This is a genomic window from Nostoc sp. (genome assembly GCF_041747015.1).
Lineage (GTDB): Bacteria > Cyanobacteriota > Cyanobacteriia > Cyanobacteriales > Nostocaceae > Nostoc.
This window is the reverse complement of sequence record NZ_JBGTFY010000317.1, coordinates 14,867-31,573: the sequence shown is the minus strand read 5'-3', so window position 1 is coordinate 31,573 and position 16,707 is coordinate 14,867. Positions and strand designations below refer to the sequence as shown.

17 protein-coding genes are annotated in these 16,707 nt (G+C 42.9%); 12 read left to right on the top strand and 5 right to left on the bottom strand.

Annotation, left to right across the window (positions count from 1 at the left end):
- Window positions 1-301 precede the first annotated feature (301 nt).
- Entirely contained in the window at window positions 302-1,009 is a 708-nt protein-coding gene (psb29, locus tag ACEW80_RS25290) for a photosystem II biogenesis protein Psp29 (protein WP_373529235.1), read from the bottom strand.
- Between the two features lie 187 nt (window positions 1,010-1,196).
- Between psb29 and ACEW80_RS25285 the strand changes: the two genes are divergently transcribed.
- A complete protein-coding gene (locus ACEW80_RS25285; protein WP_373529234.1) occupies window positions 1,197-1,802 on the top strand; it encodes a chromophore lyase CpcT/CpeT in 606 nt (201 codons plus the stop codon).
- A gap of 71 nt (window positions 1,803-1,873) precedes the next feature.
- On the opposite strand, the gene ACEW80_RS25280 is transcribed toward ACEW80_RS25285, so the two are convergent.
- Complete coding sequence (locus ACEW80_RS25280) at window positions 1,874-2,242, bottom strand: STAS domain-containing protein (protein ID WP_373529233.1); 369 nt, start codon at window positions 2,240-2,242, stop codon at window positions 1,874-1,876.
- A 270-nt stretch (window positions 2,243-2,512) separates the two neighbouring features.
- Window positions 2,513-3,556: an oxygen-dependent coproporphyrinogen oxidase gene (gene hemF, locus ACEW80_RS25275; RefSeq protein WP_373529232.1), complete on the bottom strand. Its 1,044-nt coding sequence runs from the start codon at window positions 3,554-3,556 to the stop codon at window positions 2,513-2,515.
- Window positions 3,557-4,010: 454 nt separating this feature from the next.
- Here hemF and ACEW80_RS25270 point away from each other — a divergent pair, with 454 nt between their 5' ends.
- From ACEW80_RS25270 to ACEW80_RS25235, 8 genes are all read left to right on the top strand, one after another.
- Entirely contained in the window at window positions 4,011-4,535 is a 525-nt protein-coding gene (locus tag ACEW80_RS25270) for an SRPBCC family protein (RefSeq protein ID WP_373529231.1), read from the top strand.
- Window positions 4,536-4,780: 245 nt separating this feature from the next.
- Window positions 4,781-5,851: an Mrp/NBP35 family ATP-binding protein gene (locus ACEW80_RS25265; protein ID WP_373529230.1), complete on the top strand. Its 1,071-nt coding sequence runs from the start codon at window positions 4,781-4,783 to the stop codon at window positions 5,849-5,851.
- Window positions 5,851-7,164 carry a rod shape-determining protein RodA gene (rodA, locus tag ACEW80_RS25260; RefSeq protein ID WP_373529229.1) on the top strand — a complete coding sequence of 438 codons (1,314 nt, stop codon included), beginning with the start codon at window positions 5,851-5,853 and terminating at the stop codon, window positions 7,162-7,164. The genes ACEW80_RS25265 and rodA overlap by 1 nt, the downstream gene beginning before the upstream one ends.
- Window positions 7,165-7,252: 88 nt before the next feature.
- Window positions 7,253-7,450: an NAD(P)H dehydrogenase subunit NdhS gene (locus ACEW80_RS25255; protein ID WP_322736502.1), complete on the top strand. Its 198-nt coding sequence runs from the start codon at window positions 7,253-7,255 to the stop codon at window positions 7,448-7,450.
- 89 nt (window positions 7,451-7,539) lie between these two features.
- Window positions 7,540-8,196 (top strand): HAS-barrel domain-containing protein, encoded by a 657-nt coding sequence (locus ACEW80_RS25250; protein ID WP_373529228.1) that lies wholly within the window; start codon window positions 7,540-7,542, stop codon window positions 8,194-8,196.
- Window positions 8,197-8,331: 135 nt separating this feature from the next.
- Window positions 8,332-10,449, top strand: a complete 2,118-nt coding sequence (locus tag ACEW80_RS25245) for a cation:proton antiporter (RefSeq protein ID WP_373529227.1) — start codon at window positions 8,332-8,334, stop codon at window positions 10,447-10,449.
- 417 nt (window positions 10,450-10,866) lie between these two features.
- Window positions 10,867-11,817 (top strand): UDP-glucuronic acid decarboxylase family protein, encoded by a 951-nt coding sequence (locus ACEW80_RS25240; protein WP_373529226.1) that lies wholly within the window; start codon window positions 10,867-10,869, stop codon window positions 11,815-11,817.
- Window positions 11,818-11,961: 144 nt separating this feature from the next.
- The gene (locus ACEW80_RS25235; RefSeq protein WP_373529225.1) at window positions 11,962-13,353 is read left to right on the top strand and encodes a UDP-glucose/GDP-mannose dehydrogenase family protein; all 1,392 of its coding nucleotides are present in this window, start codon (window positions 11,962-11,964) and stop codon (window positions 13,351-13,353) included.
- 157 nt (window positions 13,354-13,510) lie between these two features.
- On the opposite strand, the gene ACEW80_RS25230 is transcribed toward ACEW80_RS25235, so the two are convergent.
- On the bottom strand, window positions 13,511-14,305 hold the full coding sequence (locus ACEW80_RS25230) for a DUF2993 domain-containing protein (protein ID WP_373529224.1): 795 nt from the start codon (window positions 14,303-14,305) through the stop codon (window positions 13,511-13,513).
- Window positions 14,306-14,488: 183 nt separating this feature from the next.
- Here ACEW80_RS25230 and ACEW80_RS25225 point away from each other — a divergent pair, with 183 nt between their 5' ends.
- Window positions 14,489-14,740 (top strand): hypothetical protein, encoded by a 252-nt coding sequence (locus tag ACEW80_RS25225; RefSeq protein WP_373529223.1) that lies wholly within the window; start codon window positions 14,489-14,491, stop codon window positions 14,738-14,740.
- Here the strand turns inward: ACEW80_RS25225 and ACEW80_RS25220 are convergent.
- On the bottom strand, window positions 14,700-15,155 hold the full coding sequence (locus ACEW80_RS25220) for a type II toxin-antitoxin system HigA family antitoxin (protein ID WP_373529222.1): 456 nt from the start codon (window positions 15,153-15,155) through the stop codon (window positions 14,700-14,702). The two genes, ACEW80_RS25225 and ACEW80_RS25220, sit on opposite strands and share 41 nt — an antisense overlap.
- Before the next feature lie 263 nt (window positions 15,156-15,418).
- Here ACEW80_RS25220 and ACEW80_RS25215 point away from each other — a divergent pair, with 263 nt between their 5' ends.
- Window positions 15,419-16,051: a ParA family protein gene (locus ACEW80_RS25215; protein ID WP_373529221.1), complete on the top strand. Its 633-nt coding sequence runs from the start codon at window positions 15,419-15,421 to the stop codon at window positions 16,049-16,051.
- A complete protein-coding gene (locus ACEW80_RS25210; protein WP_373529220.1) occupies window positions 16,051-16,668 on the top strand; it encodes a hypothetical protein in 618 nt (205 codons plus the stop codon). Before ACEW80_RS25215 ends, ACEW80_RS25210 begins: the two co-directional genes overlap by 1 nt.
- Window positions 16,669-16,707: the final 39 nt, after the last annotated feature.

The window sequence follows — 16,707 nt, the reverse complement described above, 5'->3', positions numbered from 1 at the left end:
TTCTCTTCGACAAAACTGGGTTGACTTATACGACAGCCTCAAAGAGAAAAAGTAAGTCTCTCAATTTTAGTTCTCGGAAACTATACGCGAACACTTTTCTCTTTGTTTTACTCTTTATTTTCCTTAACCGAGCAGTATTGGCTGTTATTGGGGCATTTGGGCTAACTATAATTAACAGCTTAATATACAAATTACTGGGTGTTTAAAGCTAAGAGTTAAGAGTTAGGAGTTAGGAGTTAGGAGTTAGGAGTTATTAGTAACTACAGACGCGATTAATCGCGTCTCTACTCCTAAATCCTAACTATTCGTTAGAAGTTGGGGGAGCAACTGGGGTAGTTGATTGCTGTTTGCGTTGTTCGCGTTTTTTGCGATCGGCTGAGAGCATATCTGCCATTACTAACAGTGCTTGTGCCATCTTGTCTAGATTAGCACGGTATAGCTCTAAATCCTTATTGAGTTTGTCATCAGACAGGTGCAAGCCAGCGGCGATCGCTTTTAGGGCTTCAGTAAGTTGCTTTTCGTCTTTGACTAATTCGGGATCTGACAATTCCAATAACGAAAATAGACCAATTGCAAACAAACGGTTGTATTTAAAGTTAGGATTATTGGCGATCGCTTGCAGTTGTGCTTGCAAGTCAGCATCTCTATCTAAGTAAGTAGTTTGACTTAGCCACGCAATTAAATCTTTAACCGGTAAACCTTTCGCTATAGCTTGCACTCTTTGGGCATCCTGTCGATGGTGGTGCGGGTCTTGTTCTATAGCCTGACATAAGGCATTAAAAATTGATTCTTGATCCCGTTCTGGTTCATAGCCTTGCATGAAGCGGTCAAAGGTAGTAACGACACCCAAGGCATAAATTAGATTGTAGCTAAAATCGATATTTACTGACAGCAGATGCATCTCCACCATCAATTCTTCTACTACCCGACGATAAATAGTGTTGATCGGACGGGTGTGAAGATTGTAGAAAGTTCGCTTTGTATCAGAGACAGTACGGACGTTATTCACAAAGAAAAAGACAATATTAAGGGCGACGTATCTTTATTTTCTCGCTTAAAGGCTACTTTGCCAAGTTGAGTTTTTGGATGGTGACGGTTTCATTTATAATATAGACAAATCAAAAGTATTTTGTAAGCACTTTAGCTTAAAAAACTAGCAAAAAATTATCATCCTTAATAATTCTGTTATCGCATTTATGAACTTCTCGCCACAGTTAATTGCTTTAGGTGAGTATTTAGCTGGTGAATTTGATAATCGGGAGCAAGCGATCGCAGATCCAGCTTGGTACGTCCACCTGCGCCTGTGGCAAAGACCAGTTGATCTATTCACAGAAGATAGCATCACCTTGTTTGCCGAACAGGCTAACGTTATTAACCTAGATCAACCTTACCGCCAGCGAATTATGCGGTTGTGTCAAGGAAGAGATTTTGATGCACCCCTAGAAGTGCAATACTATATGCTTCAAGATCCAGGTGCATTCAAAGGCGCGGGTTGTAATCCTGCTTTACTGAACATACTGACACCCGATAAATTAGACTTACTCCCAGGTTGTATCCTGACAGTTACTCAAGAAAAATTAGCCAGCGATCGCTATAAGTTTATCGCCACTCCACTACCAGAGACTCGTTGCAGCTTTACTTATCTTGGCAATGTCGTCTATGTTTCCTTGGGTTTTGAAGCTACAGCAACAGAATTTCAAAGCCACGACAAAGGAATTGAGCCAGCAACTGGAAAAGCAACTTGGGGAGCGATTATGGGGCCTTATCGCTACACCAAACGAAATCATTATTCAATAGGATAAACTTATGATTCATGAATTATAAGTTTTGAATTAACTCCTGTACAGACGCGATTAATCGCGTCTCTCCTTTCTTAGCTAGCGATGCTACGAGGTACACCTTCTAAAGCTTCCTCTTCTGTTTCAAAGATTTCAAAGATAGTATCCATCATGGTCACTTCAAACACGAGTTTGGCTTCTGGATGTACATTGCAGATACGGAAACTGCCCTTGACTTTATCAGCATCACGCATTCCAGCTACCAAAGATGTCAGACCAGAACTATCAATAAAATTTACCTGAGCCAGATTTACAACTACATGAGGACTGAGTTTAGAAATACACTCCTGTAACTTCAGGCGAAATTGCCAAGCAGTGGTAATGTCTAGGCGACCTGCTGGTGTTAAGACAATAACAGTATTTCCGTCTTGGGTTGTATAACTTTTTTGTTCTATATGAATCATTCAAGCCCTCTCCGTGGCATTTCTCTTAAGATTAACTAGTTACAGAATTATCTAATGCTGTCATTTGAGGTTAACAAGCTATAGCTAAAATTGTCACCTTTTTTTTGCTAAGTGCTTAATTTTAATAGTTTAACTCAACAAAATAGTGCTGAGTAACAAGTTGAAAGGGGAGTAGGGGAAGCAGGGATAGATGAGAGAGATGAGGGAGAAGAACTAACCAATGCCCCATGCCCCATGCCCCATGCCCCATGCCCCATGCCCAATACAGCACTATTGATTGGGTGTCCAGTTGCTCCAGTCTTGAGGTTTCAGAAAGGTTTCATACAACTCAGCTTCCGGGGAATTGGGTTCTGGCTGATAGCCGTACTCCCAGCGCACTAATGGTGGTAGGGACATAAGAATTGATTCGGTGCGTCCGTTTGTTTGCAGACCAAAAATAGTGCCTCGGTCATAAACCAAGTTAAATTCTACATAGCGTCCCCGGCGGTAGAGTTGAAAATTCCGTTGGCGATCGCCATATTCTATTCCATGTCGCCGTTCTACAATTGGTACGTAAGCTGGTAAAAATGTTCTGCCACAGTCTTGTACAAAGGCAAACAAATCTTCCCAATTGCGGGTTGCTGGCTCTCCGACTTGGTTGCTATAAATAGCCGCGTCTCCATTGGGATTTGGCCCGCGATATAAAGCACCCTGACCATCTTGGTAATCAAAAAACAGACCACCTACCCCCCGTGTCTCATCACGATGCTTGAGATAGAAATATTCGTCACACCACTGCTTAAACACTGGGTAATACTCTGGGTGGTGTTGGTCACAAGTCTGTTTTAATGTTTTGTGTAAATGTGCTGCATCTTCAGCAAAGGGATAATAAGGTGTCAAGTCCAGACCGCCACCAAACCACCACACCGGCCCCGCTTCAAAGTAGCGATAATTTAGATGAACTGTAGGTACATAAGGATTATGAGGATGTAACACCATTGAAGTGCCTGTGGCATAAAAGCCATGCCCTTCTGCTTCCGGGCGTTGGGCTAAAATTGAGGCTGGCAAATGGGAACCCCAAACTTCCGAAAAATTTACACCAGCTTGTTCAAATATTGCACCTTCTCGCAGCACGCGCGATCGCCCTCCGCCTCCTTCAGGGCGTTCCCAACTATCTTCGAGAAACTCGCCCACACCATCTAGTTTTGTTAAAGCTTGCGTAATTTCGTCTTGCAGTTGTTTCATAAACTGACTGACCCTAGTCTGAGCGTCAGTTGCTGGCAAAGACTTGGATGATTCTGCTGCTACAGTTGGTATTTGCGAGTTGGTCAACATAGATAGATTCCCGAACCTAAATTACAATTTCCAGAAAGCCACAAATTTTTCATTTTCAAATTTGGGGGAAACACGCGCCAACAATCAAGCTATATTTGCCCAACCCGCTTTTTTCTTACTGGTTAAGCATTTATCCGATTGATGGGCATCACTAAAGTTATTTTCCCTCAAATGCGTATAGGCTTGTATATTGACTGAGTTTTTTTTGAAATTTTTAATTGAAATATTCTGGTATGGACACTAAACTTTAGTCGTAACCTTGAATTATTAAGAGTTTAACTGGCCTGCTCAAAACTTCTTTGTCAGATTACTATGTTTGCTGTTGGCGTCAGCGCCGAATCGAGGCTTACTATGTTTAGGGCATTTCTGAGAAAGTTTTAATTTAGGAACTGAGCGTAGTTGCCCATCATACCAGAGTTACGAGAAAGTGTTTAGCGAGTAGAGGATTAGGAAAATGCAAAGTTGGTTATCCAAATTCATCCACCGCAAACGTCGTCGGTTTTGCGCTTCTCTGGTGCGGACGTATCGAGAGATTAGTTCTGCTTCTGTAGATGAACTGTGGCAAAAAGTCGCTGATTTAACAGATGTTTCCTGGCATCCACTACTTAAGAGTACTAACGTGCCCTACGGATTAGTACCCAAACCAGGATTGATTTTTCACGCTGTAACACGCTTTTCGCCGATTCCCATTCGTATTTTTGTGGAGCGTGTCAATCATAGAGAAATGTTGAGTATCCGAGTGCTGGCAATTCCTGGGATAGAGGAACGGGTGACTTATCAAGTAGAATCAACAGTTTGTGGTACTTGTCTGTTTTATTCTGTAACGCTACGGGGTTGGTTATCGCCCCTAATTTGGTCTTTATCCCGTCCTTATGTAGACCGCGTAGCACGGTCTTTAGTTGAGGCAGTAGAAAAGACGGCATTGCCAACGGTATCTGGTAAGAAAAAATCCCTTAATGACAGTTGTTTGGATTTTTAGGTAAAGGGGACTGGGGTTAGGGTAGAGGTTACAGGTGATAGGGAATAACCAGTAACCTATTACCTTGTGGTATTCTTAATCCCTAAAGAAAGTTAAGATTCTATTAGGTGATAATGCAATTTGCTAAGTTTTATTACGGCAGTAACAGTAAAAACACTAAACTGACCAACTTTTAAGAAAGCATCCAGTTAATAGCTAAGATGTTCGACACGATTGTATTTTTTCATTTTGAATTTTAAATTTTTATGTACGATGTCCTCGACTCCGGCTCTGTCTTAGAAGTGTTGCGACCAGTAGAAGACCCAGAACTCCGTAAAAGTCTGGTGGAACTGAATATGATTCGCAACGTCAAAATTGACGATGGTAAGGTTAGTTTCACTTTAGTATTGACCACTCCTGCCTGTCCTTTACGGGAGTTTATTGTCGAAGACTGTAAGAAAGCTGTCAAAAAGCTACCAGGTGTTACAGATATCAGCATAGAAGTGACGGCAGAAACACCGCAACAAAAAAGTTTGCCCGACCGCACTGGCATTTCTGGGGTGAAAAATATCATTGCTGTTTCCAGCGGCAAAGGTGGCGTTGGTAAAAGTACGGTGGCGGTGAATGTAGCGGTGGCTCTAGCCCAAACTGGGGCGAAAGTCGGCTTGCTAGATGCTGATATTTACGGACCCAATGACCCGACTATGCTTGGTTTAGCTGATGCCCAAATTGCTGTGCGCTCAACCCAAACAGGTGACATCCTGGAACCTGCTTTTAATCACGGCGTCAAATTAGTTTCAATGGGCTTTTTGATTGACCGAGATCAACCGGTAATTTGGCGGGGGCCTATGCTCAATGGTGTAATTCGCCAGTTTCTCTATCAAGTTGAATGGGGAGAACTGGACTATTTGATTGTAGATATGCCACCGGGAACCGGAGATGCTCAGTTAACTTTAACCCAAGCCGTGCCGATCGCAGGAGCAGTAATTGTCACCACGCCGCAAACTGTAGCCCTGTTAGATTCTCGCAAGGGATTACGGATGTTCCAGCAGATGAATATCCCGGTATTAGGGATCGTGGAAAATATGAGCTATTTTATACCCCCCGATCAACCAGATAAGCAGTATGACATCTTTGGTTCCGGTGGTGGCTCCAAAACAGCCGCCGAATTGGGAGTGCCACTGTTGGGGTGCGTGCCACTAGAGATTTGCACACGAGTTGGCGGTGACAGCGGTGTGCCGATAGTCGTTGGTGAGCCAGATTCAGCTTCGGCAAAAGCATTAACAGCGATCGCTCTTACTATTGCTGGTAAAGTATCAGTTGCAGCTTTGACATAATGTTATTAAAACGATCGCTCCCCAAAATTCGCTGGAAGTCTTGGGTTAAGCCCTGGCAGTATGTAGATTGGCTACTTTTTTGTTTGCCAATCGCTCTCAGTATCTTTGGTGGCATCATGATCCTGAGTACGGAATTGAAGCAGCCAGTGACAGACTGGTGGTGGCACTGGTTGGTAGCGGGTATCGGCGCGTTTATAGCCCTGTTTTTATCTCGCATCCGTTATGAACTCTTGATGCAGTGGCACTGGGTAACATACGCACTAACGAACTTCAGTTTAATTGCTGTGATGATTGCTGGTACTAGCGCCAAAGGGGCGCAACGGTGGATTAGTATCGCTGGCTTTAACGTGCAACCCTCAGAATTTGCCAAAGTCGGCATAATCATCACCTTAGCAGCTTTGTTACATAGGCGGACTGCTTCAAGCCTCGAAAGTGTTTTCCGCGTTTTGGCAATCACTGCTATACCTTGGGGGTTAGTATTTTTACAGCCAGATTTAGCAACATCACTGGTATTTGGGGCGATCGTTTTAGGAATGTTGTACTGGGCAAATGCTAACCCAGGCTGGTTAATTCTGATGATTTCTCCGGTGGTTGCTGCCATTTTATTTAGTATATCTTGGCCTTTAGCAGAGCCAATAGTTTTATTTAAAGGATTATCTTTTGGCTTATTAGGGCTAATTTGGTCAGTTGCTATGGCTATTCTGGGCTGGCTAACTCTCCCCTGGCGTCGATTTGGTTTCGGCGCTATTGGTGCGTGGAGTCTCAATATACTGGGTGGTGAATTAGGAGTTTTTGCCTGGAACCATATTTTGAAAGAGTATCAAAAAGCTCGGCTAACTGTATTCATGAACCCCGATCATGATCCTCTCGGTGCTGGGTATCACCTAATTCAATCTCGCATTGCCATTGGTGCTGGTGAAATTTGGGGATGGGGTTTGTTCAAAGGCCCAATGACGCAACTGAATTTCGTACCGGAACAGCATACTGACTTTATTTTCTCCGCAGTGGGAGAAGAATTCGGTTTTGTTGGTTGTTTGGTAGTGCTGTTTGTCTTCTGCTTAATATGCTTCCGTTTGCTGCACGTTGCCCAAACCGCCAAAGATAATTTTGGTTCCTTGTTGGCTATTGGCGTTTTGTCCATGATCGTATTTCAGCTAATTGTGAACGTTGGCATGACTGTAGGTTTAGCGCCTGTGGCAGGAATTCCCCTACCTTGGATGAGTTATGGACGTTCTGCCATGCTGACCAACTTCATTTCCTTGGGAATAGTAGAATCGGTAGCAAATTTTCGACAACGACAGAAGTATTATTGATTCGTCATTAGTCATTTGTAAGAATCAAGGACAAATTGCCCAATAAGAAGTATTAAGCTATTAAAAGGAAACAAGCGAGGCTAAAAACATGATTCTGCCTGGAGCAACTATTCGCGTCAAGAATCCCGCAGATACCTATTATCGCTACGAAGGACTCGTGCAACGGGTAAGTGATGGCAAAGTAGCCGTATTATTTGAAGGTGGTAACTGGGATAAATTAGTTACTTTCCGCCTGAGCGAATTGGAACTTGTAGAAACCACAGCCGGACGTAAAAAAGCCAAATAAGATTAGTTAGGAGTGAAAAGTTAGGAGTTGTGATTTTTCAACTTCTTAACTCCTAACTCAGCACTCATAACTCAGCACTCAGCACTCTCATGCGCCTCCCTTTACCACAGTTTGCTACTGGCGATCGCCATCCCAACCATATTGCGGAGGTGATTGAAACTACTAGTACGGAATTTTTGGCTCAGTGTTTAGAACCGAAAGATTTGAGCTTTCCCTCCATGCCACCTTTTGGTAGTTGGGTCTGTTCTGTCGATGAAGAATCTGGCAATCAAGTTTATGCTGTGGTGTATTATGCCACAACTATGCCCATAGATTCGGTACACAGGGCTAGAGCTTTAGGTTTATCATTGCAAGACTTACGCGAAGAACAACCCCAGATATTTGCCATGCTCCGAACTGAATTCCGGGCTGCGATCGTGGGGTTTGAGCTATCTGAGCAAAATCTAATTTATCAGCAAAGAGTATATCAGTATCTACCACCCCGTCCCCCGCAAATTCATCAAGCTGTTTATCAGTGCCAACCAGAAGCGATCATTAAATTCACTGAAGAACTAGATTTTTTGCGGACACTGCTTTGTATTAACGGTGCGCCAGTAGAGTCTTTGGCCGCAGCTGCAATTCGAGATGTATACCAGTTACGCAAAGCTGATCGAGAATGGCTAATTAAAGCTGGACGTAGCCTGAGCGTGCTACTTAAAGACGACTACGATCGCTTGCGGTTCATTTTAAGTCAAATCCACCCGTAGGTAGTTAGTTTTTAGACAATTGCCCAGTTAATGTAAGTTAAGATTTTTTTTCGTCAGGTGGCTTCTAGATTTATCGATTAGGCGATCGCCCCCAAGGTAATCGTAGTTTGACCATAGCCCCTTCAATTCCGACCTATGGAACTCATATCACAAGTTCTTGGCAAGGAACCAATTGTTACCTTTGCTATTTTGCTGGTGGTCATCTTAGTTATACCCATCATATTTGAGCGGCTAAGATTACCAGGATTAGTAGGTCTGGTAATCTGTGGGCTAGTACTCGGGCCATCAGGCTGGAATATATTCCAGTCTGACTCGCCAATGATTAACCTACTATCAGATATTGGGTTAATTTACTTGCTGTTTGTGGCTGGGCTAGAAGTTGATCTAGAACAGTTTCGCCGCCGCAAAAGTCGTGCCTTCGGGTTTGCTAGCTTAACTTTCAGTGTACCCCTGGTAATGGCAACCTTAGTGAGTCTGACTTTAGGCTATGGCTGGAATACTTCAATCTTAATTGGCTCTTTATTCGCTTCCCATACCCTTTTGGCATATCCCATTGTCAGTAGTTTGGGAGTGGTAAACAACGAAGCCGTTATTGTCACCATTGGAGCGACGATTTTTACAGATATTGGCGTAGTACTAACATTAGCTGTTTGTGTAGCGATCGCTCATGCTGGAGCATTCAGCTTTGCTAAACTACTCACCTTGTTGGGTTGGTTAATTATTTACTCTATTGCTGTTGTAACAGGCTTTGATTCGGCAGGCAAAGAATTTTTTCGGCGTTCAGGAGACGATGAAGGAAACAAGTTTTTGTTTGTGTTGCTTTCTGTGTTCCTTGCTGCCGTGGGCGCTCAATTGATTGGAGTAGAAAAAATTGTTAGTGCTTTTTTAACGGGTTTGGCGGTAAATGAAACTGTGGGTGAAGGCCCAGTCAAAGAAAAGGTGATATTTATTGGCAGTGTGCTGTTCATTCCCATTTTCTTTGTTGACCTTGGCTTACTGATCAATCTACCTGCTTTTGTGAACAACTTGGACACGCTCAAGTTAACGCTGTTGATGATAGTCGGCTTGATTGCCAGTAAATTGATCGCAGCTTTGTTGACAAAACTGGTTTACCGCTATAACTGGCAAGAAATGTTAACAATGTGGTCACTATCACTTCCCCAGGTTAGTACAACTTTAGCAGCAACCTTAGTGGGGTATCGGGTTGGGTTGCTGCCACTAGAAGTATTAAACAGCATCATCGTCTTAATGCTCGTCACATCAACTTTGGGGCCGTTGATCACCAGTAGAATAGCTGTTGGTTTAACTTCCTCGCCAGCCGAAGATTCACTACTAATAACGCTGCCTGACCAGAACGTAACAGAAATAGACAGTGCTTTTACTATAGTTGTACCTGTGTACAATTCTCAGACCGACGAGCAGTATTTGATTGAAATGGCGGCGTTATTAGCGCTTCAGTTTAAAGGCAAAATTATACCACTGGCGATCGCTACTGCAGCAGCTCACATGGATGCACCGCAGTTAGAAGCGTCCCTACAGCGAAGTGAGCGGTTATTAACCAAAGCTACGGCACAAAGTCAAGTATTAGGCGTAGCAGCAGAACCATTACTGCGAATTGATCATGCCTTTGCTCAGGGAATTAGCAGAGCGGCTCGTGAACAAAATGCTAATTTAATTGTTATGGGTTGGGGTAAACGTACAGGCTGGCGATCGCTATTATTTGGTAATGTGATTGATGGTGTGCTTTGGGCAGCCCACTGTCCTGTAGCAGTAGCACGTCTAGTAGAATCACCAAACAAAATTCAGCGCATCTTAGTACCAGTAGAAAACTTAACAGCATCTCCATTACAGTCTGTGCAATTTGCCCAGATGTTAGCAGAGGTAAATCAGAGCCACATTACTGTATTGAATGTGTGCGATCGCCGCACTAGTTCCAGTAAAATTGCTTGGAGGCGATCGCATCTCTCCCTATTGGTATCTAAATTGGCTTTGACCAATGCCCCAGAAATTCAAATCATCGCTCACGAAAATGTTGCCCAAGCAATTTTGCAGGCAGCACGATTATATGATTTAGTAGTTTTACCTTTTATACGTAATCGTACCAGTCCTGGAGGGTTAGCCATTACAGATGTCACCACCCAGTTAGCCAGACAACTCAACTGCTCTATAGTCATGCTTGGAGAACCGCAACGCCCTCAAACCAAAAATGTAGTTATGTCTAACACGGTTGCTAGCATTACATCTGCTGTATGATATGAAGCAGAGTTAGATTTACTTGAGTGAACTTGGGCTGCGTTAGCGTCGCCTGCACTTCGGTCTTTTGGCAAATTCAGCGATCGCCGGAGGCATCGCATTTCTAAAAATTTTTGCAATAAATAAATTCTCTGACAACAGTGTTAACTGTAAAAACACTTTATATTATTGAAGGTTTGATGAACTTTAAGTAAAATACCAACGAGTTTTAGACAATGTTTGTTATTTTACTAGTTAAATTATTAAATAAGCAGGTACAAAGATCACAAAATTACAACTATCAAAAAATAGGTAAGTTTAAGAACACTTATTGATTGAGTCTTGTTCTTTTTTCATTCTGTATTTTTGTCCCCAAGCTGGGTAATCTAAAAGTAAGTGCAATAGCTACTGAAAATATTTGTAAGTAATAGGGAAAGTATGAGAATTTTGGTGACGGGCGGTGCTGGGTTTATTGGCTCCCATCTCATCGACCGATTAATGAACGATGGGCATGAATTAATCTGCTTGGACAATTTTTACACTGGTCATAAACGCAACATCCTTAAATGGTTAGGTCATCCGTACTTTGAACTGATCCGCCATGATATTACTGAACCAATTCGGTTAGAAGTCGATCAAATTTATCATTTAGCTTGTCCTGCTTCTCCGGTACATTACCAATACAACCCAGTTAAAACCGTCAAAACTAACGTGCTGGGAACACTGAACATGTTGGGGCTGGCTAAACGTGTGAAAGCTAGGTTCTTCTTAGCCTCAACTAGTGAAGTATACGGAGATCCAGAAGTTCATCCCCAAACCGAAGAGTATCGGGGTAGCGTCAATCCCATTGGGATACGTTCATGCTACGACGAAGGTAAAAGACTTGCTGAGACTCTAGCATTTGATTACTACAGGCAAAATAAAGTTGATATTCGAGTTGTGCGGATCTTCAACACATACGGGCCGAGAATGTTAGAAAATGATGGTCGAGTGGTGAGTAACTTTATAGTTCAAGCCTTACGAGGTACTCCTTTGACCGTGTACGGTGATGGTTCGCAAACTCGTAGCTTCTGCTACGTTTCCGATTTAGTGGAAGGATTTATCCGCTTGATGAATAGCGACTACATTGGCCCGGTAAACCTGGGCAATCCTGGTGAATACACGATTTTGCAATTAGCACAAGCTGTGCAGAACATGATCAACCCGGATGCACAGATTAAATTCGAGCCATTGCCTTCAGACGATCCTCGCCGTCGTCAGCCTGATATCACCAAGGCAAAAACTTGGTTAAATTGGGAACCTACCATTGCTTTGCAAGAAGGGTTAAAACTAACAATAGAAGATTTCCGCGATCGCATCACAAGCGATGTCAAAAATTCAGCCTCCTGAGCAGTGTTTAGCACCACTCTGAACTTTTGTGCAAGCTGATTCTATTGCTAGCCGATACTTTAATGGCTGTGTTTCCTCTGGGGTGTAAGTGTCGTATTGACAACTTATTTTTTAAACTAACGCTAAAAAAGCGAGGAGTTAAAAATGCGTGTTTGCGTAATTGGTACTGGTTACGTCGGTTTAGTTACAGGTGCTTGCTTGGCTCATATTGGACACGATGTAATTTGCGTAGACAATAACGAAGAAAAAGTGAAGTTAATGAAGTCTGGGCAGTCCCCAATTTTTGAACCGGGACTCTCAGAGATTATGCATTCTGCTATTGAAGCAGACAAAATTCATTTCACTACTGATCTCGCTGGTGGAGTAGCCCACGGAGAAATTCTGTTTATTGCTGTGGGAACGCCACCTTTACCGACTGGTGAAAGTGATACTCGTTATGTCGAAGCTGTAGCTCGTGGCATCGGGGAAAATCTCAACGCTGGTTATAAGGTGATAGTGAATAAATCTACAGTCCCCATTGGCTCAGGTGACTGGGTGCGGATGATTGTTCTAGATGGTATGGGTGAACGGCAGAAAACACTTGTAACCGCAGGTGGGGTGTCGAGTGATGAGAAATTACCTGAGGTTGTAGCTGAGTTTGATGTAGTGAGCAATCCAGAGTTTTTGCGCGAAGGTTCGGCAGTTCACGACACCTTCAACCCCGATCGCATTGTACTAGGGGGCAATAGTCAAAGAGCAGTAGCTTTGATGAAACAACTGTATGCGCCAATTGTAGAACGCAAGTACTCTGCCGATCAATCTTTACCTCCTGTGCCAATTTTGGCAACAGACCTCAGTTCGGCAGAGATGATCAAATATGCCGCTAATGCCTTTTTAGCCACTAAGATTAGTTTTATTAACGAAGTCGCTAATATTTGCGATCGTGTCGGTGCTGATGTCACCCAAGTAGCCAAAGGTATCGGTTTAGATTCCCGCATTGGTAACAAATTTTTACAAGCTGGTATTGGTTGGGGTGGTTCCTGCTTTCCCAAAGATGTCTCTGCTCTGATTCACACTGCTGATGATTATGGTTATGAAGCCCAATTACTCAAAGCTGCTGTTAGTGTCAACGAGCGCCAGAGGTTGATTGCTTTGGAGAAACTCCAGCAAGTTCTGAAAATTCTCAAAGGCAAAACAGTCGGACTACTCGGACTGACCTTCAAACCCGATACCGACGACTTGCGCGACGCCCCAGCACTCAACCTAATTGAACAGCTAAACCGATTGGGAGCCAAAGTCAAAGCCTACGACCCGATTATTTCCCAAACAGGTATGCGTCATGGTCTTTCTGGCGTGTTAGTAGAAACCGATGCCGAAAGACTAGCTGACGGCTGCGATGCTTTGGTACTCGTGACTGAATGGCAGCAGTTCAGCACTCTGGACTATGTGAAGATGGCAAAATTGATGAATCACCCTGTTATCATTGATGGTCGTAACTTCCTTGATCCCGAAGTAATGGTAAGGGCTGGATTCCAATATGTAGGTGTGGGACGATAGAGAGTTAAAAGTTAGCTAAAACAGTAGAAGTCCGACATCATAGCTGAGTACAGCTATGATGTCGGGATAAAATTAAATACCGCCTAGAATGCTCTAGGCGGTATTTAATTTGTTTAAAGCTTTACTTTAGTTGGGGTTTTTGCGTGATAATTTTATCTCAAGCGCTATGTGGAATACGCTCAACTTCAGCATATCCACTGAAAATAAGTTTTTGACCTTCGGTTTCTAATCGGTTGAGCCGCATTTTTACTCCATCGAGGTCAAAGCGATCTAAATCGACCATATTATCCAAAATTTCTACCAGCGCTACGCTCAAAGTTTGCGAAATTTCCCGTTGGGCTTCTGGTACTTGATCAAGTTCAATCTTGGGATCTTTGAAGGAAACTCGCCGCCGCCTTTCAATGCCTATAGTTAGGATCATGCTCAGGGGTACAAGTTCGCCATTATTTAAATCTGCTTTTGCTGTCAGCTGCAACCGATTTTCAGGTAATAGCTGTACCTGGACTTCGGTAAAGGAGACTGGCTCACCACCAGATAATTCTGTCAGGGATGGTACGGAGAGGTTAAGCAAGCGCTTTTTAACCAGTTCCGCATTAAAGGCTTGGTTAATGCCTACTTCTGATAAGATTACCTGGGCGATCGCTTGAGTGGGTTGCTTAAGACTGAGTTTGCCACTTAAAACCGAGCCGAAATCAATGGCAACGGCATCGGTTTCAAAAGACATTTCCTCTACCGCGAAATCTTTCCGAATCACCAAGCCACGCCCGCTCATTTTGAAGCTATCAATGCTGCCTTGCAACAGTTTGCTGGAGGGGTAGCAGCGCACAAAGACTTCTACTGACTCGCTTTGGGTAAACAGGTGGCGAATCGTTTGGCTAGCGACCGTGTTGAGCATCCGCTCCCCCCAATCTGTGCCTTTAGTATCTGTTAAACCAGTAAGTCCGCCGAACATGTAGTTTTGGGTCTCTAGAAGTTCTTTATACTTTTGTAACAAATTGTCAAGGATAGAGCAAGCGATCCCCAAATTGTTTGTGCTTATGAGTAGGTATAAGATGGCTGATGGTTATCAGGTTAATGTATTAGATATTACTCTTGAGATTTGCTAGTACTTAGTGCGAGTGCAAAACCCTGAACTATGAACGGTACTGAGGGTGAAATGGTCGTTACACTACAACTGCGCCAGATTGACGTTCAACCAGGGCAATATTTGACATCGCGCGAGATTACTTGGGCAGAGTTTGAAGCAATTTTAAACGAAATTGGTGAGCATCGTGCAGCACGAGTTGGTTACTTTCAGGAGGTTTTGGAAATTCGGATGCCGTTACCAGAACATGAAATCAATCAGGCTAGCGATCGCAATTCGATTGCCATAAGCTATGTTTCCTAAAGCTGTAATCGCACTCTGATATATGTCTTCTAAAGTCAACTTCTGATGACTCAAAAAAAGCAGCAGGTGAAATGTGAAAAAACTCCGCGAGTTTGCGAATATGGTTAACTGTTAGCTTGCGTTGACCACTCAAAACTTCAGATACAATAGACTCGGTTTTAAATATAGGAACTAAGTCTTTTTGACGCAAACCAAATTCGACTATCATTGCTTGGAGTAATTTTACGCCATAAATATCTGGTATGGTATTGTGTTTTTCTTCGTACTCGTAAACCAGAGTACCTAAAACATTGAGATAGTCTTGTTCATCTGGTGTTAATTTACCTTGATCAATTAGGGAATCGATGACTTCTTGCGTAGCCAGCAATTCTTCCGACGCTCGCGGACTCTCTAACGCTACGCTATCCGTTAACATAAATAAAGGAGCGGCGTTATGTTCCCCCTGGCAAGCTCAAAATAACTCGAATCAATAGAATTTTGTAGAGTTAATGGCTTCTGAATTTTATTGTTACGAGTTTTCATGTTAATTAAGGTCACACAAAGCGGTATATTCATCATTAGGGACTGAGGATTGATGACTAGAATAAGGACAAAGAGGAAAATAATATACTTCTAACTCTTAACTCTTAACTCTTAACTCAGCACTCAGCACTTAAGAGGCAGCATCGGAAGCAAGCAGTGCCAAAAATCATCGCTATTCTCAATGGTAAAGGAGGAGTCGGCAAAACGACTACCGCAGTCAATCTGGCTGCAAACTTTGCGAAGAAAAATAAGGTGCTTTTGATTGACGCAGATATTCAAGGTTCTGCTAGTTGGTGGTTTGGGCGCAGTCAGCAGGGAATGGGATTTGATTTATCTCAAGAAACCGATCCGATACTTTTAGGTGATTTAGGAAAGATAACAGGTTACGATTTAGTAGTGGTGGATACACCTCCCGCGCTGCGCTCTGAAGCATTAGTGGCGGTAGTTGCGATCGCAGATTATCTAGTTTTGCCTACACCCCCAGCTGCAATGGATTTAGCTATCCTCGTGGAAACAGTTAAGGAAGCCGTCATCCCCTTGGGAACCCCCCATCGGGTATTGCTTACCAAAGTTGATACGCGCAGTATAGGGGAAGCACAGGAAGCAAAAAATACTTTAACTCGGTTAGGTATTCCTACTTGTAATACCTTTATCCGTGCCTACAAAGCTCATGAACGAGCGGCACTTGAGGGTGTAGCGATTAATCAATGGCGAGGAAGTAACGCACGGGAGGCGGAGTTAGACTACCGCCGTGCAGCTGATGAATTACAGCGTGATTGGAGAAAATAATGGCTAAGAAACAAAGTCTCTCTGACTTATTGCAAGAAGAAGCGCAAAAATTTACACCCCCAGAAGGTGAATCTGCGATCGAAGTTACAGCAGAAGAAATTGCTCAAGAAGAAGATTTATCTGATGATGAATCCTTGGCACAGACACCTGAGCTAACTTCTACTAAGCGTACAAGCCCAACTAAGGCTGATTTAGAAACAACTATTAAAGAGTTGACAAGTGATTTGGAAAAAAGCCACCAAAAAGAAGCATCTTTTGGACAGGAAATTGCTGATTTGAAATCAAAATTATCTAAACAAAAAGCATTAGCATCAGAACAACAATCCTCAGTAGAACAGCTAACAAAAGAACTTGACCAAACAAAGAAAACAGCACTGCAACTTGCAGAAGCAAATTCCCAACTTATAGAAGAAATTAATGCTTTAAAACAAACAGCAGAAGATAATTCTAAACTTGTTGTCAAAGAAACTAGTGCTATAAAACCAGTAAAAGAACACTACAATCCACTTAACTACAAAAAATCGCATCGGTCATCGGAAACACTAGCTCAAAATCAACCTCAAAATCAACCAAATGTATATCCTGAGAGTTCTAATGAGATGTGGTTACTTGACTAGAGTAGTTAATAGTTAATCTTGGCTTCCCCTTCCCTAGTA